Genomic DNA, 16,721 nt, shown 5'->3' with positions numbered 1-16,721 from the left:
GTCGGCGAGGGACGCGCTCCGCCGCCCCCGCCGCACGCCGCGAGCGACAGCGCCGCGATCCCGAGCAAAAGGGGCAAAGGCCGCCCCACCACCCGCCGGATGCTGCTGCGTCGGTCCGCGTCGGCCATGGCCGTTCCCCTTTGCCCTATATCCGCCTTTTAGCGCGGTGAGAGGATGAGGGGTAGCATCATGCGGTTAATTGCGCGTTCCCTGATCCCGATCCGGCCTTGCTCCCCCGAACCCCAGCCCTTATGCGCCGCGGCATGCCCGCACTCGACCATATCGACAGCTGGATCTTCGATCTCGACAACACGCTCTATGCGCCGTCGGCGAAGCTGTTCGACCTGATCGACGAGCGCATGGGCGCCTTCATCATGCAGTTGCTGGGCGTCGATGCAGCGCATGCGCGGCGGGTGCAGAAGCAATATTTCCACGATCATGGCACGACGATGGCGGGGTTGATGCGCCACCACGGGGTCGACCCCGAAACCTTCCTCGTCGATGTCCATGATATCGCGCTCGACCGGCTGACCGTCGATGCGCGGCTGCGTGCAGGGCTTGAGCGGCTGCCCGGCCGCAAGCTGGTTTTCACCAACGCCGATGCCGATTATGCAGCGCGCGTGCTCGACGCACGCGGGATCGCCGACCTGTTCGACGGCATCTGCGACATTCGCGTCACCCGCTATACTCCCAAGCCCGATCCCGAAGCCTATGCCGCGATGGTCACGCACCTGGGCGTCGATCCGGCAAAGAGCCTTTTCGTCGAGGATATGGCGCGCAATCTGACCCCCGCCAAGGCGCTGGGGATGACGACCGTGTGGCTGGACAATGGCAGCGAAAGCGGCCATCGCGACCACCTGCCGGAGCATGTCGACTTTCACGTCAGCGACATCGCCGACTGGCTCGATTCATTGCCTTTACCTTGGGGAATTTCATGACGACCGACCTGCAAGCCACGATCGAAGCCGCATGGGATGCACGCGACACGCTGGGCCTGACCACCACGGGCGCGGTGCGCGAGGCGGTCGAGACCGCGATCGCCGGCCTCGACGACGGCAGCTATCGCGTCGCGGAGCGCGATGCGGGCGGCACCTGGCAGGTCAATCAGTGGCTGAAGAAGGCCGTATTGCTGTCGTTTCGCCTCAACGACATGGAATTGATCGAGGGCGGTCCCGGCGGCGCGCGCTGGTGGGACAAGGTGCCGTCGAAATTCGCCGGCTGGGGCGAGAACCGTTTCCGCGATGCGGGTTTCCGCGCGGTCCCCGGTTCGATCGTCCGCCGCGGCGCCTTTATCAGCAAGGGCGCGGTGCTGATGCCGAGCTTCGTCAATATCGGCGCCCATGTCGGCGAGGGATCGATGGTCGACGCCTGGGCCACTGTCGGCAGCTGCGCGCAGATCGGCGCGAACGTCCATCTGTCGGGCGGCGCGGGGATCGGCGGGGTGCTCGAACCGCTGCAGGCGGGACCCGTGGTGATCGAGGACGGCGCCTTCATCGGCGCGCGCGCCGAGGTTGCCGAGGGTGTGATCGTGCGCGAGGGCGCGGTGCTGTCGATGGGCGTCTATCTTGGCGCGTCGACCAAGATCATCGACCGCGCGACGGGCGAAGTGTTCGTCGGCGAGGTCCCGGCTTACTCGGTGGTCGTGCCGGGCTCGTTGCCGGGCAAGCCGCTTCCCGACGGCACGCCGGGACCGTCGCTGTACTGCGCGGTGATCGTCAAGCGCGTCGATGCGCAGACGCGGGCGAAGACAGGAATCAACGAGTTGCTGCGCGACTGAGGATTTCCCGTCGCCCCGCGCAGGCGCAACCTTCGTGCAGTTTCAACGTCGGCTCCCGCCTCGCGGGGGCGACGCTTTCATCTGCAGGGCCGCCGCTCGTCGAACACCGGCGAGCGTTGGTAGACATGTAGATAACAAGATAATTATTGCGAACTATTCGCGACTGGGGGCGCCTGTCGGTTTCGATGGCGGCCGCAAAAGGGGGGGAATCATGTCGGCCGGTATCGGTAGAAGTTCGCTTGCCGTTGTCGCATTGCTGTCGGCGGTGCCCACCGCCGCGCAGGAGGCGACGGGCGATGCCGCGCCCGCGGTTCCGACTCCCGTCAATGGCGCGCAGCGTTACGCTCCCGCCGATTTCTCCCGCTTTGCGCCGCGCACCGCGCTCGACATGGTCGAGAAAGTTCCCGGGTTCCTGATCGTCACCGGGACCAACGGCGGGGATCGCGGGTTGGGGCAGGCGACCGAAAATGTGCTGATCAACGGCGAGCGCATCGCGAACAAGGCGACCGACGCGCGCACCGCGCTGGCGCGCATCACCGCAGCCGAGGTTGCCTATATCGATATCGTGGACGGCGCGGGGCTGAATGTCCCCGGGCTGACCGGACAGGTCGCCAATGTCGTGCTGGTCGCAGGCGCAGGGAGCGGCGGATTCAAGACGACGATCCGCTGGCAGCCCGAATGGCGGCCGCGGCTCGAGGATAACTGGCTGAACGGCGAGATTTCGACGACGGGCCGGATCGGCGGCACCAATCTGACGTTGAGCCTGAAGAACGAAGCGCGGCGGCAGGGGCATTGGGGACCCGAACGGCGGTTCGACGCCGACGGCGCGTTGTCGTTCGTGCGCGACGAATTCGGGCGCTATAATGCCGACCAGCCGCGCCTGTCGGCTGCGCTTGCGCGCACGGCGGGCAATGGCAACAAGTGGAATTTCAACCTCGGCGGCCAGTTGGTCCGGCTCGACGACCGGGTCATCGGGACGTCGGTCCAGCCCGGCGCCGGCGCCGTCGGCGAGCTGTTCCGCTTCACCGAGGACGAGCATAATTACGACATCGGCGGCGATTACGAGCTGGGGCTGGGCAAGGGACGGCTCAAGCTGATCGGGCTTTACCGGTTCGAGCACAGCCCTTTCGTCGACACCTTCATCGTCGATCGCGAAATCGGCGGACGCAGCGGCGAGCGGTTCAGCCAGACCGCCGACGAAGGCGAGTCGATCCTGCGCGGCGAATATAGCTGGCGCACCGCGGGCGGCACCGACTGGCAGGTCGCGCTCGAGGGCGCGTACAACACGCTCGATGTCGATGCCGAATTCGCAAGGCTGCAGGCGGACGGCAGCTTCGTCCCGGTGGCCTTCGACGGCGAAAGGACCAGGGTCGAGGAAAAGCGCGGCGAGGCGTCGCTGACCTGGGGACGCGCGCTGGCATCCAATCTGACCGCGCAATTGAATCTGGGCGCCGAATATAGCGAACTGACCTCGTCGGGGCCCGGCGGGCTGACGCGCCGCTTCGTCCGGCCGAAGGGCAAGCTGGCGCTCGCATGGAAGGTCGGACCGAAAACGACGATCAACTATCAGTTGCAGCGGCGCGTCGACCAGCTCGACTTTTTCGATTTCGCCAGCTCGGTAGATGTCGCGAACGGGCAGGGGAATGATGGCAACGGCCTGCTCGTCCCGCCGGTGGTCAACCGCACCGAGCTCGAGTTCGTGCAGGACATGGGCGCGTGGGGCAATGCGTCGGTCGCCTTCGCCTATGCCTATGCGCAGGATCTGGTCGACCAGATCCCGCTGTCGGAAACGACTGAAGGACGCGGCAATTTGCCGCCCGCGCACCTGTATCGTATCAGTTCGAAGGCGACCCTGCTGCTCGACCGGCTGGGATGGAAAGGGGCGCGGATCAACAGCGACCTGACCTGGCGGCGCAACCGCGTACGCGATCCGCTGACAAACATATGGCGCGACCAGAGCGAGGGGCAGGACTATGTCGTCGACCTTAGCCTGCGTCACGATATTCCGCGCACGGACATCGCGTGGGGGGCAGGTTATTTCGACGAGCAGTACAGTCCGAACCTGCGGCTGGGCGCGATCGAGCGCGAATATGCCGACGGGCCGTTCGTCACCGCCTTTGTCGAGCACAAGGATGTCGCCGGCTTCACCGTGAAGCTGTCGTACCGCAATCTCGCGGGTCAGCGCGACGGGTTCGACCGTGTCGTATATGCCGACCGCCGCGACGGGCCGGTGGCGTTCAGCGAGAAGCGACTGCGCCGTTACGGCCGGTTCTTCCAGCTGACGGTGACGGGAACGATCTAGCCATCACTGCCCGAGCCCCGGCTTTCGCCGGGGTGCACGGTTTTACCGTTCGCTCAGATAATAGCGTTCGCGCGCGCTCAGATCGTCGCTCAACTCATAGACGATCGGCTGGCCGGTCGGGATTTCGAGGCCGGTGATGTCGGCGTCCGAAATTCCCGAGAGATGCTTGACGAGCGCGCGCAGGCTGTTGCCGTGCGCCGAGATCAGCACCGTCTTGCCCGCGGCGAGTTCGGGCACAATCGCGGCTTCATAATAGGGGAGCACGCGTACGATCGTGTCCTTGAGGCTTTCGGCCGGGGGGATGGCGATGCCGGCGTAGCGCGGGTCGGTCGACAGGTCCCACGGCGAGCCGGCTTCGAGCGGCGGCGGCGGAATGTCGAAGCTGCGGCGCCAGACCTTGACCTGATCGTCGCCATGCTTCGCCGCGGTCTCGGCCTTGTCGAGGCCGGTGAGCCCGCCATAGTGCCGCTCGTTGAGGCGCCAGTCCTTGGTGACGGGGAGCCAGAGGCGGCCCATCGCCTCGAGCGCGAGGTTCAGCGTCTTGATCGCGCGCGTCTGGACCGAGGTGAAGCAAGTGTCGGGGGCGATGCCCTTGGCCTTCATCAGTTCGCCCGCGGCGACGGCCTCCGCTACCCCCTTTTCGGTCACATCGACATCCCACCAGCCGGTGAAGCGGTTTTCGAGATTCCACTGCGACTGGCCGTGACGGATGAGGATGAGCTGGGGCATTCGGAATCCTTCGGATGGAGGAGAGTTGCCGCCCTTTAGCGCGGCTTTTCGCCGAACGCCAACCGCCCTCTTGAAATGGTTTCGCCGGCACCCAGATTCGCATCATCCGGCCGCCGGCACGGGGCCGGGTGGCGATCGCGACAAGGGTCGCGGTCGCTGGACTTCGCTTTGAAAAGGAAGAAAGACCCATGCGCAACAGCTTCGACTGGACCCCCTATCGCCGTTCGACCGTCGGTTTCGACCGGTTGTTCGATTTCCTCGAAACGGGCGGTTCGGGTGCCGAAAATTATCCGCCGTTCGACATCGAAAAGATCGCCGACGATCATTTCCGCATCACGGTGGCCGTCGCGGGATTCAAGAGCGACGAGATTGACATCACCGCGCAGCAGAACATGCTGACCGTCAGCGGCCGCAAGGCGCCGGTGGCCGAAGGCGAGGAACGCCAGCTTCTTTACAGCGGCATCGCAACGCGCGCGTTCGAGCGCCGGTTCCAGCTCGCCGATTTCGTGCGCGTCGCCAGCGCCGACCTCGCCGACGGGCTGCTCGTCATCGACCTGGTGCGCGAAGTGCCCGAGGCGATGAAGCCGCACAAGATCGCGATCGGCGGCACTCCGCCGGTGATCGAGGACAAGAAAGCCGCGTAGCGCCGCCTTCCGGCTCGACCGAACAAAGCGGGGTCCGGAATCCCTTCCGGACCCCGCTTTCGATTCTAGAGCGCGCGCGTCATGAAGCGGCTGAACGGGTCAGGTTTATAGTCGGCGAACGGCTCGCATTCCTCGAAGCCGTGGCGCGCATAGAGTGCGAGGGCGGGTTGGAACGCCGGACTCGACCCGGTTTCGAGGCTGAGACGGTCGAGACCGCGCGCACGCGCTTCGCCCATGATGTGCACGAGCATCCTTGCCGCGACGCCCTGGCGCAGGAAGGCGTCAGCGGTGCGCATCGACTTGATCTCGCCATGCGCACCGGCCAGCATCTTGAGCGCGCCGCAGCCCGCGAGCTCGCCATCCTTGTGGATGGACCAGAAGGTCACGCCATCGCTGCGCAACCCGCCGAAATCGAGGAAATGGCAGCTTTCGGCGGGCGAGTTCGCGAGCATTCCCGCGAAATGTTGCTCCAGCAGCGCCCGGACCGCGGCACCCGACAGATCGTCCTCGACGATCCGCCAGGCGTCACTCACAGAAGCTGGTCCAGCGTTGCGAGGCACGCATGCGCAAGCAGTTTCGATCGTTCGGGCGACCAGCCGGCCACCGGATCGGGGAGGTCGCGATTGTCCTTGAACGGCATTTCGAGCGTCATCGACACCGCGCCGAAACGTTCGGCGAGCTGCGTCGTCGACATCGACAGATTAGCCTGCCCGGGCGCGGTTTCCTCATAGCCGAGGTCAAGCTGGAAATCGGGAGTATTCGCGGCAAGCGCGCTTTCGAATGCCTTATACTTTTCCGTTTGCTCCGCCTTGAGCGACGGGATGCCTTCGAAACCCGCGAGGAAGACGGCAGGGATCGCTTCGTCGCCGTGGATATCCATCGCCCAGTCGACGCCGCTTTCGTCCATCGCATTGCGGACGGCGAGCACTTCGGGGCTGCGCTCGGCGGTCGGATTGTCCCATTCGCGGTTGAGGTTCACGCCGGCGAAATTGGTGCGCAGATGCCCGCGGCGCGAGCCATCGGGATTCATGTTCGGGACGATGTGGAAGCGGCATTTCCGCAGCAGCGAACGCGCGTGCGGATCGGCGGGGTCGGTGAGCTTTTCGAGCGCGCCTTCCATCCACCATTCGGCCATGCTCTCGCCCGGATGCTGGCGCGCATAGAGCCAGACCTGCGTGTCGCCGGTGCCCATTTCGAGACAATCGATCGGCTGGCCTTCGAGGCTGGTACCGAGACAGCGATAGGTCACACCTTCGCATTCGACGACCGAGGCGATCAGGTCGTGGTGGCGTTCCATCGAATAGGGCGCGAAATAGGCAACCCACAGGATCGGGCTTTCGGCATTGTGACGGATCGTCAACGTACCGGCATCGTAGCTCGTGTCGAGACGGAACCAGGTCTCGCGGTCGTAGCTCGCACAGGCAGCATAACCCGGCCAGCCGCCGGGATAAGCCGATGTGGCCAGCCCGGTGATCGCGAGTTCGAGCGCGTCGCCGACCGTGCAGGCGACCCGAAAGTGGAACCACTGGAAAAATTCCGATTCGCGATCCTTGCGAATCGAAAGGCGCGCCGACGTGCCGTCGACATGTTCCACGACGATATTGCCGCTGTCGAAAGCGGCGTTGATGCTGATGGTCATTTGACGCTGATAGTGCGTCCCGATTCGCCGGGGAAGTCCTTGAATAGGGCTTCGGCCAATTTCGCCGAGGCAAGGCCGGGTTGCGACGCGGGTGCCTTCATCGGCACCGCCGCGATCGCACGGCCTTCCCACAAGGCCTGGCCGGTAGCGGAATCGTCGATGCGCACCGCGAGCTGCAGATCCTGCACCTTTCGCGGTCCACCGCCAAGATTGATGCCGAGCCCGAGCCCAACCCCCGATCCGTAGCTGCCCGTCGACCCGCCGACCCCGACCGAGACCGGCGAGCGCCTTCCGGGGCCTTCGCGATCGATGCGGTCGAAACCGATGCGGACTTTCAGAGGCGCGCGCGCGCCGTCAGGCGCCGCGACGAGCCCCTGCAATTGCAGCTGACGTTCGACTGCGGCGCGATAGCTGTTCCATTCGAGCGAGGGCTGGCTCGCGCCGATGACCGCCGCCGAATCGCCAAGCGGCGCCATGTCGACCGTATAGCGCGTGCCCGGCGCCCATCCGGCGACGGCGTTGCCATGGAAGCGGGTGACCTCGACCGGCGGAACCGCCGTGGCGCAGCCGCCGAGCGCGAGCGCCGCTGCACCGAGCAGGGCGACAGAAAGATGACGCATCATCTGCGTATCATGCGCCACGAAATATGGCTTGGCAATGAACGGGATGTCCATCGCTTCGTCATGCCGGGCCGAGCCCTGCATCGATCGCCGAAAGCGGGGGTGAACCCGGAGACCGGCCCCGGGGTGACGATGCACGAAACAGGATGGTGCGATTGGAAGCGCACCGACCCTGTCAGCGATAGAAGATGTGGTTGTCGATCTGCGCAATACGCGTCTTGCGCCAGCCCGGCGACACATAGCGCGCGTGGAAGAAGAGCGCGCCCGGCGCGTGGTTCTTCCAGCTGCCGTCGCGCGCGATCTGCGCGATCGCCACGGCATTGTTCCACTGCGCCCCGTTACGGATGGCGGGCATCCTGCCGCCACGCACGAAGCTGAACTGGCTCTTCTGGTGGACGACGCCGCACAGGCTCTTGGGAAAGCGGCCCGACTGGGCGCGGTTGATCACGACATGCGCGACCGCGAGCTGGCCGGGGAGTGATTCGCCTCGCGATTCGAAATAGACCGCACCGGCGAGGCAGCGCAGCTCGGGATCGATTTCTGCAGGCTTCGGCGTCGCGGCGACGAGTTCGGCGAGCGAATCGGCAGTCACCGGAGCCGGCTTGGGCTCGGGAGCGGATTCGTCGTCGGATTTGATGCTGTCTTCGACCGTCAATTCGGCTTCGGTCGAGAGATCCGCCGTTTCATCTGCGGCCGGCGCGTCGACGCCCGGCAGGATGATCGCGGGAAGATTGGCGTCGGCCGCGAGATCGCTCGCAAAGCCCGGTTCCGCCAGAAGCAGCATGGTGGCGGCAGTCATGCCGACGGCAGCCACGCTGGCTACGTTCAATATGCGACTCATAGTGTCCGTCAAAAGGGCGGCCGATGAACCGAACTTCTCAAAACAGGCGGGGGGCTATGGCCCTATTTCGCCTGCGGTCATCGTCCGACTGCGTGTCCGAACCGTTTTGCCGGGTGGCTTGCAAAGGCAGGCAACCCGCGGAACGACCTACGCGTTATCGAATGGGCGCCAGTTATTGTGCGCCGCAACAGAGTCAAGTTAACGCGGCCCACTCCGCGACGAGTCGTGGCGCATCTGCGATATCCAGTTCGACGATCCAGAGATCCGGATCGGCCTTTCGCCGCCGATCGTGATAGTTGGCGCGCGATTCACCATCGTTGGGGTCGGCGGGACCGACCGCCTCCCATATATAGTGGCCATCGACCGAAAAGCGTCGTTCGAGCAACGGCCCGGGTTCGCCGTGGTCACTGCATTGAACGAGGATGATACCCGAGTTTTCGTCGCCCTTGGCAAGAATCATCGCGAAGCCGCCCGCTGCTTCCGTGCGGCGGAGAAGCAGATCGACGAGGAAGCGACTCTTGAGCCGCGTCACGGAAATGACCGGAGCAGCGCGGCGTTACGCCGCGTCACGCGTTTCGGTGTCGGCAAGCAGCGCATAGAGCGCCTCGTCATTCTTCGCGCCGCGCAGCCGTTCGGCGATCGCCTCGTTGCGCAGCATGCGCGACACGCCCGCGAGCGCCTTCAGATGATCGGCGCCGGCATCGAGCGGCGAAAGCAGCACGAACAGGAGGTCGACCGGCAGGCCGTCGACCGCGTTGAAATCGATCGGCCTGGCAAGTTGCAGGAACAGGCCGCGCACGCCGCCGAGGTCGGCCATCTTGGCGTGCGGCAGGGCAATGCCGCGACCGAATCCGGTGGAACCCAGACGTTCGCGCTCGAGCAGCGCCTCGCTGACTTCGCCCGCATCGAGGCCGAGCGAGCGGCTGGCGAGATCGCCCACGAAGGGGAAAAGCGCCTTTTTCGAATCGAGCTGGACGTGCGCGCGCACGGTCGCCGGATAAAGAAGGGAAGAAAGATTCATTGCTCTGGTCAAATCTTGTTAAACGCCGGCCGCCGCCAGGAACCATATGCTGGCAAGCGATCGCGGATCTGTCGTGGCAGGCCCCCGCCATGCCGGCTTCGGGCATCGTTGGGCGCGGCCCTTAAGCCGAATGGCGGAGAAAATCCAGCCCTATCGCGGTTCGACCCAGCCGATCGTCCCGTCGTCGCGGCGATAGACCATATTGTGTGTTCCGGTCTTGCTATTGACGAAGAGCAGGGCGTTGGTGTTGCGAAGGTCGAGCATCATCACCGCGTCGGATACGCTGCTGCTCGGAATATCAACGCGCGTTTCGGCGATGATCGCCGGCGCATCGCCCGCATCCTCTTCATTGCCGCCGTCGAAGACGATATAGCTGGCGTTGTCCTCGATCTCGTCAACTGTCGGCGACGGCTCGGCCGGGCCATTGTTGCGGTCCTTCAATCGTCGCATGTAGCGCCTGAGCTGCTTTTCGATGCGTTCGGCGGCGCCCTCGAACGCGACATGCGCGTCCTGCGCCTGGCCGTGGCCCTTGAGCACCAGCCCCTGCATCACATGCGCGACGATGTCGCACTGGAAACTGTCGTGGGGGCCCTTCCCGAAGGTCGCGTGCGCCCCGATCGCGCGAGAGAAATATTTGTCGGCAATCGCGTTCATCCGGTCCGACACATGCGCCTGAAGCGCTTCACCGGTTTCGATCTGGTGGCCAGAGACGCGGATTTCCATTTTTCTTCTCCTTCTTGGCCGGCGCGATGATTTAGGGAAAGGTCATCACACCGTATCGAGCCACAGCGGCTGGTTCAGCCCTGCGACAAATTCGGCGTGGCGCGCCAGTTCGGCAGCCGACGCCATATGGGGACGGGGTTCGCGGTAAGGTCGGTCGGCGCCACGCGCTGCGGCAGGGGTTGCCGCCGCCGGAATAGCGACGTTCGCGGCCGAGGCGGCAAGCCCAAGGCCGATCTGCCGGCCGCCGGTCATTTCGATATAGAGATGCGCGAGCAGTTCGGCGTCGAGCAGCGCGCCATGCTTGACGCGGTGGCTGCGGTCGATTCCATAGCGCGTGCAGAGCGCGTCGAGACTGTGTTTCGCGCCAGGGTGAAGCTTGCGCGCCATCTGCACGGTGCAGCACATGCGCGTCATGTCGAGCGAAGGCCGGCCGGCGCGCGCGAGTTCGGCGTTGACGAAGCCGAAGTCGAACGCGGCGTTGTGCGCGACGAGCGGCGCATCGCCCAGAAATTCGATCAGCTCGTCGACGCGCGACGCGAACAATGGCTTGTCCGAGAGGAACTGTATCGACAATCCGTGCACCGCTTCGGCGGCGGCGGGCATGTCGCGTTCGGGATTGAAATAGGCGTGGAAGGTAATGCCGGTTTCGCGGCGATCGACCAGTTCAACGCACCCGATTTCGACCAGCCTGTCCCCGCTTTTGGGGTCGAAACCCGTGGTTTCGGTATCGAAGATAATCTCGCGCATCGAAGCCATAATCTGGACCCTATCGGGCGTGGAAACAAGAGGCGATGAAACGAATTTGCCGGTGCGTCTCGCTTTTGGGACGGCCCGTTTCGATGATGAAATCGGCGCGGGCGCGCTTGACGCGGTCGGGAACCTGAAGGCGGCGGATCGCTTTCAGCTTGGCCGCAGTCATACCCGGGCGCCGCATCACACGCTTTCGCTGCATCCATGCGGGTGCGGAAACCACGGCGATCGCACCGACCTTGCGCCAGCTGCCCTTTTCGAAAAGCAGCGGAATATCGAGCACGACGACGTCGCGGGCGCGGTGTTCGGCGAGGAAGCGTTTCTGCGCCCGGCCGACGGCGGGATGGACGATCGCTTCGAGCGCCGCGAGCTCGTGGGTGTTGCCGAGCACGTGAGCACCCAGTTTTTGCCGGTCAACGCCGTTCGCGCCGGTCGTGCCGGGAAAGCGCGCCTCGATCGCGGCGACGAGTGCCCCGCCAGGGCCTTGCAGCCGGTGCACTTCGGCATCGGCATCGAATACCGGCACGCCTTCGCGCTCGAACATCGCCGCCGCGGTCGACTTGCCCATACCGATCGAGCCGGTGAGTCCGATGATGAAGGGACGGCGGAGCCGCGAGCCGGGGCGCGGACGGTGGGTCATTTCACCAGCAGTGCGCGCAATTCCTCATCGCGGCCCTCGGGCGGGACTCTGCCGAAGAAGAGTTCGAAGGCGAGCGCCGCCTGGCCGATCAGCATGTCGAGCCCGTCGACGGTATCGAGCCCGCGCGCTTCGGCCGCCTGCAGCAGACCGGTCTGGAGCGGCGAATAGACGAGGTCGTAGACGATCGCATCGTCGGGGAGCGGCGACAGGTCGAGATCGAGCGGCGGCTGATCCTTCATACCGAGGCTGCTCGAATTGACGAGCAACGACACTGGCGAGAGCTGCGCATCGAGTGCGACCACGTCGCCCTTGAGGCCGAAGGTCGCAAGCAAACCCATCGCCTTGAGCGGCGAGCGGTTGAAGATCGTCACCTTGCCGACATTGGCACGCGCCAGCGCAAACAGCACCGCCCGCGCCGCGCCGCCAGCGCCAACAACCGCGACGGGCGCGCCAGCGAGATCGATTTCGGCGAGCGGGGCATAGAAGCCAGCGGCGTCGGTGTTGGTACCGATCAGCGATCCGTCGGGCTGGCGCACGATCGTGTTCATCGCGCCGATCGTGCCACGGATGTTGCCGGGATCGTCGACCAGATCCATCACCGCCGCCTTGTGCGGCATGGTGACATTGCAGCCGCGCCAGTCGGGATCGTTGAGGCGTTCGGCAATATAGGCGCCGAGGTCGTCAGGCTTTACATGCGCGCGGCGGTAGTCGCCTTCGAGGCCGAGCGCGTCGAGCCAGAAGCCGTGGATCAGCGGCGACTTCGACTGGGCGATCGGGTCGCCGATCACCTCTGCATAGGGCTTGCTCATTGCGGGGCGAGCCCGGTGGTGCGCAGCCACGACAGCAGCGGAAGCATCGGCATTCCGATGATGGTCCAAGGGTCGCCCTCGACCCGGTCGAACAATTGCACGCCCGCTCCTTCGATTTCGTAACAGCCGACGGTCCAGCGGATGCTGTTCCAGTTTTGCGCGACATAGTCGGCGATGAAGGCGTCCGACAAGGGGCGCATCCAGAGTTTTGCCTCCCCGATCGCACGCCATATGGGCGCGCCGTCGCGCGCGGCGACCGCGGCGCTGAACAGCCGATGGCGGGTTCCGGCCATGCGGCGGAGATGATCGGCGGCTTCGTCGGGGGTTTCGGGCTTCGAGAGCATCGCACCATCGTCGAGCGCGAGTGTTGAATCGGCACCGATCACGGTCACGCCGGGAAGGCGTGACGAGATTTTGACGGCCTTGGCCTCGGCGAGCGCGTCGGCAATGTTGCGCGGGGTCTGACCGGCAGCAAGCAGCGAAGCGGTCAGCGCCTCCTCGTCGACATGCGCGGCGCTGGTTTCGAATTCGAGCCCGGCGGCGCGGAGCATCGCGGCGCGGCCGCTGCTTTGCGAGGCGAGGAGGAGACTCATGCGACGCTGCGATCCTCGACGAGCTTGATCACCGCGGCGGCGGTTTCCTCGATCGAACGGCGCGTGACGTCGATGACGGGCCAGCCATTGTCGGCGAACATGCGCCGCGCATAGGCAAGTTCGGCCTTCACCCGCTCGTCATCGACATAAGCGGTTTCAGGTGCCTGGTTCAGCGAGAGCAGCCGGTTGCGGCGCACCTGCACCAGCCGGTCGAGCCCCGTCGTCAACCCGACAACCATCGGGCGCTTGAGATTGTAAAGCGCCTCGGGCGGCGGCGATTCGGGAACGATCGGAATGTTCGCGGTCTTGAAGCCGCGGTTGGCGAGATAGATGCTCGTCGGGGTCTTCGAGGTGCGCGAAACGCCGGCGAGGACGATGTCGGCCTGTTCCCAATTTTCCCAGCCGATGCCGTCGTCGTGCGCGACGGTAAACTGGATGGCATCGACGCGCGCAAAATAGGCGGCATCGAGTTGATGCTGGCGGCCGGGACGCGCCTTTGCTTCCTGTCCGAGCATCCGCGACAGCGCGTCGGTCACCGCGTCGAGCGCAGCAACGGTGGGAAGATTGAGCGCGCTCGCGCGGCGTTCGAGACTGACGCGCAATTCGCCGTTCACCAGCGTGAAGAGAATCATGCCGGGGCTCGCCTGCACCTCGGCCATGATCCGGTCGAGATGAGATTCCGATCGTACCATCGGCCAGAAATGGCGCACCACCTCCACATCATCGAATTGCGCGATCGCCGCCTTGGCGATATTTTCGAGTGTCTCGCCCGTGGAGTCGGATATGAGATGTAAGTGAAGCCGGCCCATCGCGGCACCATGGCGGGAAACCGCCGAAAAAGGCAATCCCGGATCAGGTCGGGATGACGAAAAAGCCCCTGTGGATAAATTTTGGAGAAGCGCGGGGAAGAAATGGGGATGGTCGATTCATCCCCGGCCGTGTCGATTCCGCTCCACGACTTTTCCACAAGGGATGAATCTTGTCCACAGGCTGTGAATATAGGGGAAAGCGGGTGGCGACTCTCCGGCCGGGTGCAACAGAGGAAGAGTCAAGCTGTTGGCAAATCGGGCCCTCCGGCCTAAAGCCGCGCTTGTCCGCCGACCTACAAACCACCACAATATTATCTAATATTATATGAAGAGAGAAAGAGGAGCCGCGTGAAGGCGTCACCGAAGAGCTTGCTGGCAACGCTGCGCGGAGTACGGCAGGAACGCCCGTCGCTCTGGCTGATGCGCCAGGCCGGGCGCTATCTTCCCGAGTATCGCGCCCTGCGTGAAACCAAGGGCGGATTCCTCGAGCTTTGCTACGATCCCGAAGCAGCCGCCGAGGTGACGTTGCAGCCGATCCGCCGCTTCGGTTTCGACGGCTCGATCCTTTTTTCCGATATCCTCGTCATCCCGCATGCGCTCGGCCAGCATCTGTGGTTCGAGGCGGGCGAGGGACCGCGGCTCACACCGCCGCTTGTCGATAGCGCCTTGGCGTCACTCGACACGGCTCATGAGCGGCTCGATCCTGTTTATGCGACAGTCGCGCGTGTCGCCGCCGCATTGCCGCCCGAAACGACGTTTCTCGGCTTTGCAGGAAGCCCGTGGACCGTCGCGACCTATATGGTGGCAGGGCAGGGGTCGAAGGATCAGGCTGCCGCCCGCCGCCTCGCGTTCGGCGATCCAGAAGCGTTTCAGAAAATCATCGACGCGATCGTCGAGCTCACGGTCACCTATCTCGCGGGCCAGATCGAAAAAGGCGTCGAGGCGGTGCAGCTGTTCGACAGCTGGGCGGGCAGCCTGTCGCCGGCGCAATATGAGCAGTGGGTGATCGCGCCCAATGCCGAGATTGTCAGCCGCCTGAAGGCACTCCATCCCGATACCCCGATCATCGGCTTTCCAAAGGGTGCCGGCGGCAAACTGCGTGCCTATGCCGACGAAACCGGGGTCGACGCGATCGGGCTCGACGAGACGGTCGATCCGGCCTGGGCCGACGCCATCTTGCCCTCGCATCTCCCGGTGCAGGGCAATCTCGATCCGCTCGCGCTCGTCGCGGGCGGTGGGGCGCTCGATACCGCGATCGACCGCATCCTTGCGGCTTTCCCGTCGCGCCCCCATATCTTCAATCTCGGCCATGGGATCGTGCCCGACACGCCGATCGCCCATGTCGAACATCTGATCAGACGCGTTCGCGGCGGGTAAAATATGGAACTGGCAGGATATTTGGGGGCGACGATGCTTTGGGTCAAAGCCGCGCATATCATTTTCGTGATTTTTCTGATGGCCGGCCTGTTCATGATGCCGCGCTTTTTCGTCTATCATCATCAGGCGCCGGTCGGATCCGATGAAGACAAGAAGTGGATCGAGCGCGAAGACCGGCTGCGGCGGATCATCCTCAATCCATCGCTGATGATCGTCTGGATTTTCGGCCTGATGCTTGCCTTTAACGGCAATTATTGGACCGAAGGCTGGTTCATCGCCAAATTGCTCCTCGTCTTTGCCCTGTCGGGCTATCATGGCTGGATGATCGGCTATTTCAGGAAGCTGAAGAAGGGCGAGCGCCCGCTGACCGAAAAACAGCTTCGTCTGCTCAACGAGGTGCCCGGCATCGCCGCTGCGATCATCGTGATTCTCGTCGTTGTCCGCCCCTGAACAGCCTTGTTCCGGCGCAGCCCGATTGACTTGAACCCGGCCCGGTTATAGGGGCCGATCAAACCCGTCCTGCGCGGGCGGCGCGTCACCCGCGCCGATGCTATCATAACGGTTGTCCCACGGCCGGATAGGCACCCCAGCGGTGCATCGTAAACGACTGTAATCTATCCCATATCTCACCCTGGAATCCATCCATGCATCTTAAAGAACTCAAAACCAAGTCGCCCGCCCAGCTCGTCGAAATGGCGGAAGAACTGGGCGTCGAGGGCGCCTCGACGCTGCGCAAGCAGGACCTGATGTTCTCGATCCTGAAAGAACTCGCCGAAGAGGGCGAGGAAATCATCGGGTCGGGGACGATCGAGGTCCTCCCGGACTCGTTCGGTTTCCTGCGCTCGTCGGACGCCAATTATCTCGCCGGCCCCGACGATATCTACGTCTCGCCGAACCAGGTCCGCAAATATGGCCTGCGCACGGGCGACACCGTCGAAGGCGAAATCCGCGCCCCGCGCGATGGCGAGCGTTATTTTGCGCTGACCAAGCTGATCAGCGTCAATTTCGACGATCCCGACGTCGTGCGTCACCGCGTCAATTTCGATAACCTCACGCCGCTTTATCCGAACCAGAAGCTGTCGCTCGATACCGTCGACCCGACGGTCAAGGACAAGTCGGCGCGCGTGATCGACCTCGTCAGCCCGCAGGGGAAGGGCCAGCGCGCGCTGATCGTCGCGCCGCCGCGTACCGGCAAGACAGTGCTGCTGCAGAATATCGCCAAGGCGATCACCGACAACCACCCCGAGGTTTACCTCATCGTCCTCCTCGTCGACGAACGGCCCGAGGAAGTCACCGACATGCAGCGCAGCGTGAACGGCGAGGTCGTCTCCTCGACCTTCGACGAGCCCGCGACGCGCCACGTCCAGGTCGCCGAAATGGTGATCGAAAAGGCGAAGCGCCTCGTCGAGCACAAGAAGGATGTCGTCATCCTGCTCGACTCGATCAC

At 64.3% G+C, this 16,721-nt stretch carries 20 protein-coding genes; 7 read left to right on the top strand and 13 right to left on the bottom strand.

The window, feature by feature from the left end; all coding sequences use genetic code 11:
• Positions 1–263 precede the first annotated feature (263 nt).
• The 3 genes from VN047_RS08135 to VN047_RS08125 all read left to right on the top strand — a co-directional run bounded on the left by VN047_RS08135 (position 264) and on the right by VN047_RS08125 (position 4,079).
• Entirely contained in the window at positions 264–938 is a 675-nt protein-coding gene (locus tag VN047_RS08135; protein ID WP_325541616.1) for a pyrimidine 5'-nucleotidase, read from the top strand.
• Positions 935–1,777: a 2,3,4,5-tetrahydropyridine-2,6-dicarboxylate N-succinyltransferase gene (gene dapD / locus VN047_RS08130; protein WP_325541615.1), complete on the top strand. Its 843-nt coding sequence runs from the start codon at positions 935–937 to the stop codon at positions 1,775–1,777. The genes VN047_RS08135 and dapD overlap by 4 nt, the downstream gene beginning before the upstream one ends.
• A gap of 211 nt (positions 1,778–1,988) precedes the next feature.
• Positions 1,989–4,079 (top strand): Plug domain-containing protein, encoded by a 2,091-nt coding sequence (locus tag VN047_RS08125; protein ID WP_325541614.1) that lies wholly within the window; start codon positions 1,989–1,991, stop codon positions 4,077–4,079.
• Positions 4,080–4,121: 42 nt separating this feature from the next.
• Here the strand turns inward: VN047_RS08125 and gpmA are convergent, their stop codons facing one another.
• Positions 4,122–4,808 carry a 2,3-diphosphoglycerate-dependent phosphoglycerate mutase gene (gene gpmA / locus VN047_RS08120; RefSeq protein ID WP_325541613.1) on the bottom strand — a complete coding sequence of 229 codons (687 nt, stop codon included), beginning with the start codon at positions 4,806–4,808 and terminating at the stop codon, positions 4,122–4,124.
• Between the two features lie 188 nt (positions 4,809–4,996).
• Here gpmA and VN047_RS08115 point away from each other — a divergent pair, with 188 nt between their 5' ends.
• Entirely contained in the window at positions 4,997–5,452 is a 456-nt protein-coding gene (locus tag VN047_RS08115; protein WP_325541612.1) for an Hsp20 family protein, read from the top strand.
• A gap of 65 nt (positions 5,453–5,517) precedes the next feature.
• Here VN047_RS08115 and VN047_RS08110 read toward each other — a convergent pair whose 3' ends face one another.
• The 12 genes from VN047_RS08110 to VN047_RS08055 all read right to left on the bottom strand — a co-directional run bounded on the left by VN047_RS08110 (position 5,518) and on the right by VN047_RS08055 (position 13,897).
• Complete coding sequence (locus VN047_RS08110) at positions 5,518–5,985, bottom strand: GNAT family N-acetyltransferase (protein ID WP_325541611.1); 468 nt, start codon at positions 5,983–5,985, stop codon at positions 5,518–5,520.
• A complete protein-coding gene (locus VN047_RS08105; protein WP_325541610.1) occupies positions 5,982–7,091 on the bottom strand; it encodes a M14 family metallopeptidase in 1,110 nt (369 codons plus the stop codon). The genes VN047_RS08110 and VN047_RS08105 overlap by 4 nt, the downstream gene beginning before the upstream one ends.
• The gene (locus tag VN047_RS08100) at positions 7,088–7,795 is read right to left on the bottom strand and encodes a DUF4136 domain-containing protein (protein ID WP_325541609.1); all 708 of its coding nucleotides are present in this window, start codon (positions 7,793–7,795) and stop codon (positions 7,088–7,090) included. The genes VN047_RS08105 and VN047_RS08100 overlap by 4 nt, the downstream gene beginning before the upstream one ends.
• A 91-nt stretch (positions 7,796–7,886) precedes the next feature.
• Positions 7,887–8,552, bottom strand: a complete 666-nt coding sequence (locus tag VN047_RS08095; RefSeq protein WP_325541608.1) for a cell wall hydrolase — start codon at positions 8,550–8,552, stop codon at positions 7,887–7,889.
• A 193-nt stretch (positions 8,553–8,745) separates the two neighbouring features.
• The gene (locus VN047_RS08090; RefSeq protein ID WP_325541607.1) at positions 8,746–9,084 is read right to left on the bottom strand and encodes a DUF1491 family protein; all 339 of its coding nucleotides are present in this window, start codon (positions 9,082–9,084) and stop codon (positions 8,746–8,748) included.
• A 24-nt stretch (positions 9,085–9,108) separates the two neighbouring features.
• On the bottom strand, positions 9,109–9,573 hold the full coding sequence (locus VN047_RS08085; RefSeq protein WP_325541606.1) for a PTS sugar transporter subunit IIA: 465 nt from the start codon (positions 9,571–9,573) through the stop codon (positions 9,109–9,111).
• 150 nt (positions 9,574–9,723) lie between these two features.
• Complete coding sequence (gene hpf / locus VN047_RS08080) at positions 9,724–10,296, bottom strand: ribosome hibernation-promoting factor, HPF/YfiA family (RefSeq protein WP_325541605.1); 573 nt, start codon at positions 10,294–10,296, stop codon at positions 9,724–9,726.
• A 45-nt stretch (positions 10,297–10,341) separates the two neighbouring features.
• Positions 10,342–11,043, bottom strand: coding sequence for a DNA polymerase III subunit epsilon (dnaQ, locus tag VN047_RS08075; protein WP_325541604.1), 702 nt, complete (start codon positions 11,041–11,043; stop codon positions 10,342–10,344).
• 19 nt (positions 11,044–11,062) lie between these two features.
• Complete coding sequence (gene coaE / locus VN047_RS08070; RefSeq protein ID WP_325541603.1) at positions 11,063–11,686, bottom strand: dephospho-CoA kinase; 624 nt, start codon at positions 11,684–11,686, stop codon at positions 11,063–11,065.
• Positions 11,683–12,495: a shikimate dehydrogenase gene (gene aroE, locus VN047_RS08065; protein WP_325541602.1), complete on the bottom strand. Its 813-nt coding sequence runs from the start codon at positions 12,493–12,495 to the stop codon at positions 11,683–11,685. The genes coaE and aroE overlap by 4 nt, the downstream gene beginning before the upstream one ends.
• The gene (locus tag VN047_RS08060) at positions 12,492–13,088 is read right to left on the bottom strand and encodes a Maf family protein (protein WP_325541601.1); all 597 of its coding nucleotides are present in this window, start codon (positions 13,086–13,088) and stop codon (positions 12,492–12,494) included. The genes aroE and VN047_RS08060 overlap by 4 nt, the downstream gene beginning before the upstream one ends.
• Positions 13,085–13,897: a pyruvate, water dikinase regulatory protein gene (locus VN047_RS08055; RefSeq protein ID WP_325541600.1), complete on the bottom strand. Its 813-nt coding sequence runs from the start codon at positions 13,895–13,897 to the stop codon at positions 13,085–13,087. Before VN047_RS08055 ends, VN047_RS08060 begins: the two co-directional genes overlap by 4 nt.
• 348 nt (positions 13,898–14,245) lie before the next feature.
• Between VN047_RS08055 and hemE the strand changes: the two genes are divergently transcribed.
• From hemE to rho, 3 genes are all read left to right on the top strand, one after another.
• Positions 14,246–15,274, top strand: a complete 1,029-nt coding sequence (hemE, locus tag VN047_RS08050; RefSeq protein ID WP_325541599.1) for a uroporphyrinogen decarboxylase — start codon at positions 14,246–14,248, stop codon at positions 15,272–15,274.
• Positions 15,275–15,307: 33 nt separating this feature from the next.
• Entirely contained in the window at positions 15,308–15,724 is a 417-nt protein-coding gene (locus VN047_RS08045; RefSeq protein ID WP_414712682.1) for a CopD family protein, read from the top strand.
• 194 nt (positions 15,725–15,918) lie between these two features.
• A partial coding sequence (rho, locus tag VN047_RS08040) for a transcription termination factor Rho (RefSeq protein WP_325541597.1) occupies positions 15,919–16,721 on the top strand: 803 nt, incomplete at its 3' end.

Source organism: Sphingopyxis sp. (assembly GCF_035565275.1).
Taxonomy (GTDB): domain Bacteria; phylum Pseudomonadota; class Alphaproteobacteria; order Sphingomonadales; family Sphingomonadaceae; genus Sphingopyxis.
The sequence above is the reverse complement of the archived record's forward strand: the minus strand, read 5'-3'. Positions and strand labels throughout refer to the sequence as shown.

What these genes read in the sequence shown, in the direction of transcription:
- VN047_RS08125 (WP_325541614.1), top strand. Translation starts at nt 1,989, where the DNA reads ATGTCGGCCGGTATCGGTAGAAGTTCGCTTGCCGTTGTCGCATTGCTG.
- dnaQ (WP_325541604.1), bottom strand. Translation starts at nt 11,043, where the DNA reads ATGCGCGAGATTATCTTCGATACCGAAACCACGGGTTTCGACCCCAAA.
- dapD (WP_325541615.1), top strand. Translation starts at nt 935, where the DNA reads ATGACGACCGACCTGCAAGCCACGATCGAAGCCGCATGGGATGCACGC.
- VN047_RS08055 (WP_325541600.1), bottom strand. Translation starts at nt 13,897, where the DNA reads ATGGGCCGGCTTCACTTACATCTCATATCCGACTCCACGGGCGAGACA.
- VN047_RS08060 (WP_325541601.1), bottom strand. Translation starts at nt 13,088, where the DNA reads ATGAGTCTCCTCCTCGCCTCGCAAAGCAGCGGCCGCGCCGCGATGCTC.
- VN047_RS08095 (WP_325541608.1), bottom strand. Translation starts at nt 8,552, where the DNA reads ATGAGTCGCATATTGAACGTAGCCAGCGTGGCTGCCGTCGGCATGACT.
- aroE (WP_325541602.1), bottom strand. Translation starts at nt 12,495, where the DNA reads ATGAGCAAGCCCTATGCAGAGGTGATCGGCGACCCGATCGCCCAGTCG.
- VN047_RS08085 (WP_325541606.1), bottom strand. Translation starts at nt 9,573, where the DNA reads ATGAATCTTTCTTCCCTTCTTTATCCGGCGACCGTGCGCGCGCACGTC.
- VN047_RS08115 (WP_325541612.1), top strand. Translation starts at nt 4,997, where the DNA reads ATGCGCAACAGCTTCGACTGGACCCCCTATCGCCGTTCGACCGTCGGT.
- hpf (WP_325541605.1), bottom strand. Translation starts at nt 10,296, where the DNA reads ATGGAAATCCGCGTCTCTGGCCACCAGATCGAAACCGGTGAAGCGCTT.
- gpmA (WP_325541613.1), bottom strand. Translation starts at nt 4,808, where the DNA reads ATGCCCCAGCTCATCCTCATCCGTCACGGCCAGTCGCAGTGGAATCTC.
- VN047_RS08135 (WP_325541616.1), top strand. Translation starts at nt 264, where the DNA reads ATGCCCGCACTCGACCATATCGACAGCTGGATCTTCGATCTCGACAAC.
- coaE (WP_325541603.1), bottom strand. Translation starts at nt 11,686, where the DNA reads ATGACCCACCGTCCGCGCCCCGGCTCGCGGCTCCGCCGTCCCTTCATC.
- VN047_RS08100 (WP_325541609.1), bottom strand. Translation starts at nt 7,795, where the DNA reads ATGCAGGGCTCGGCCCGGCATGACGAAGCGATGGACATCCCGTTCATT.
- VN047_RS08045 (WP_414712682.1), top strand. Translation starts at nt 15,308, where the DNA reads ATGCTTTGGGTCAAAGCCGCGCATATCATTTTCGTGATTTTTCTGATG.
- VN047_RS08105 (WP_325541610.1), bottom strand. Translation starts at nt 7,091, where the DNA reads ATGACCATCAGCATCAACGCCGCTTTCGACAGCGGCAATATCGTCGTG.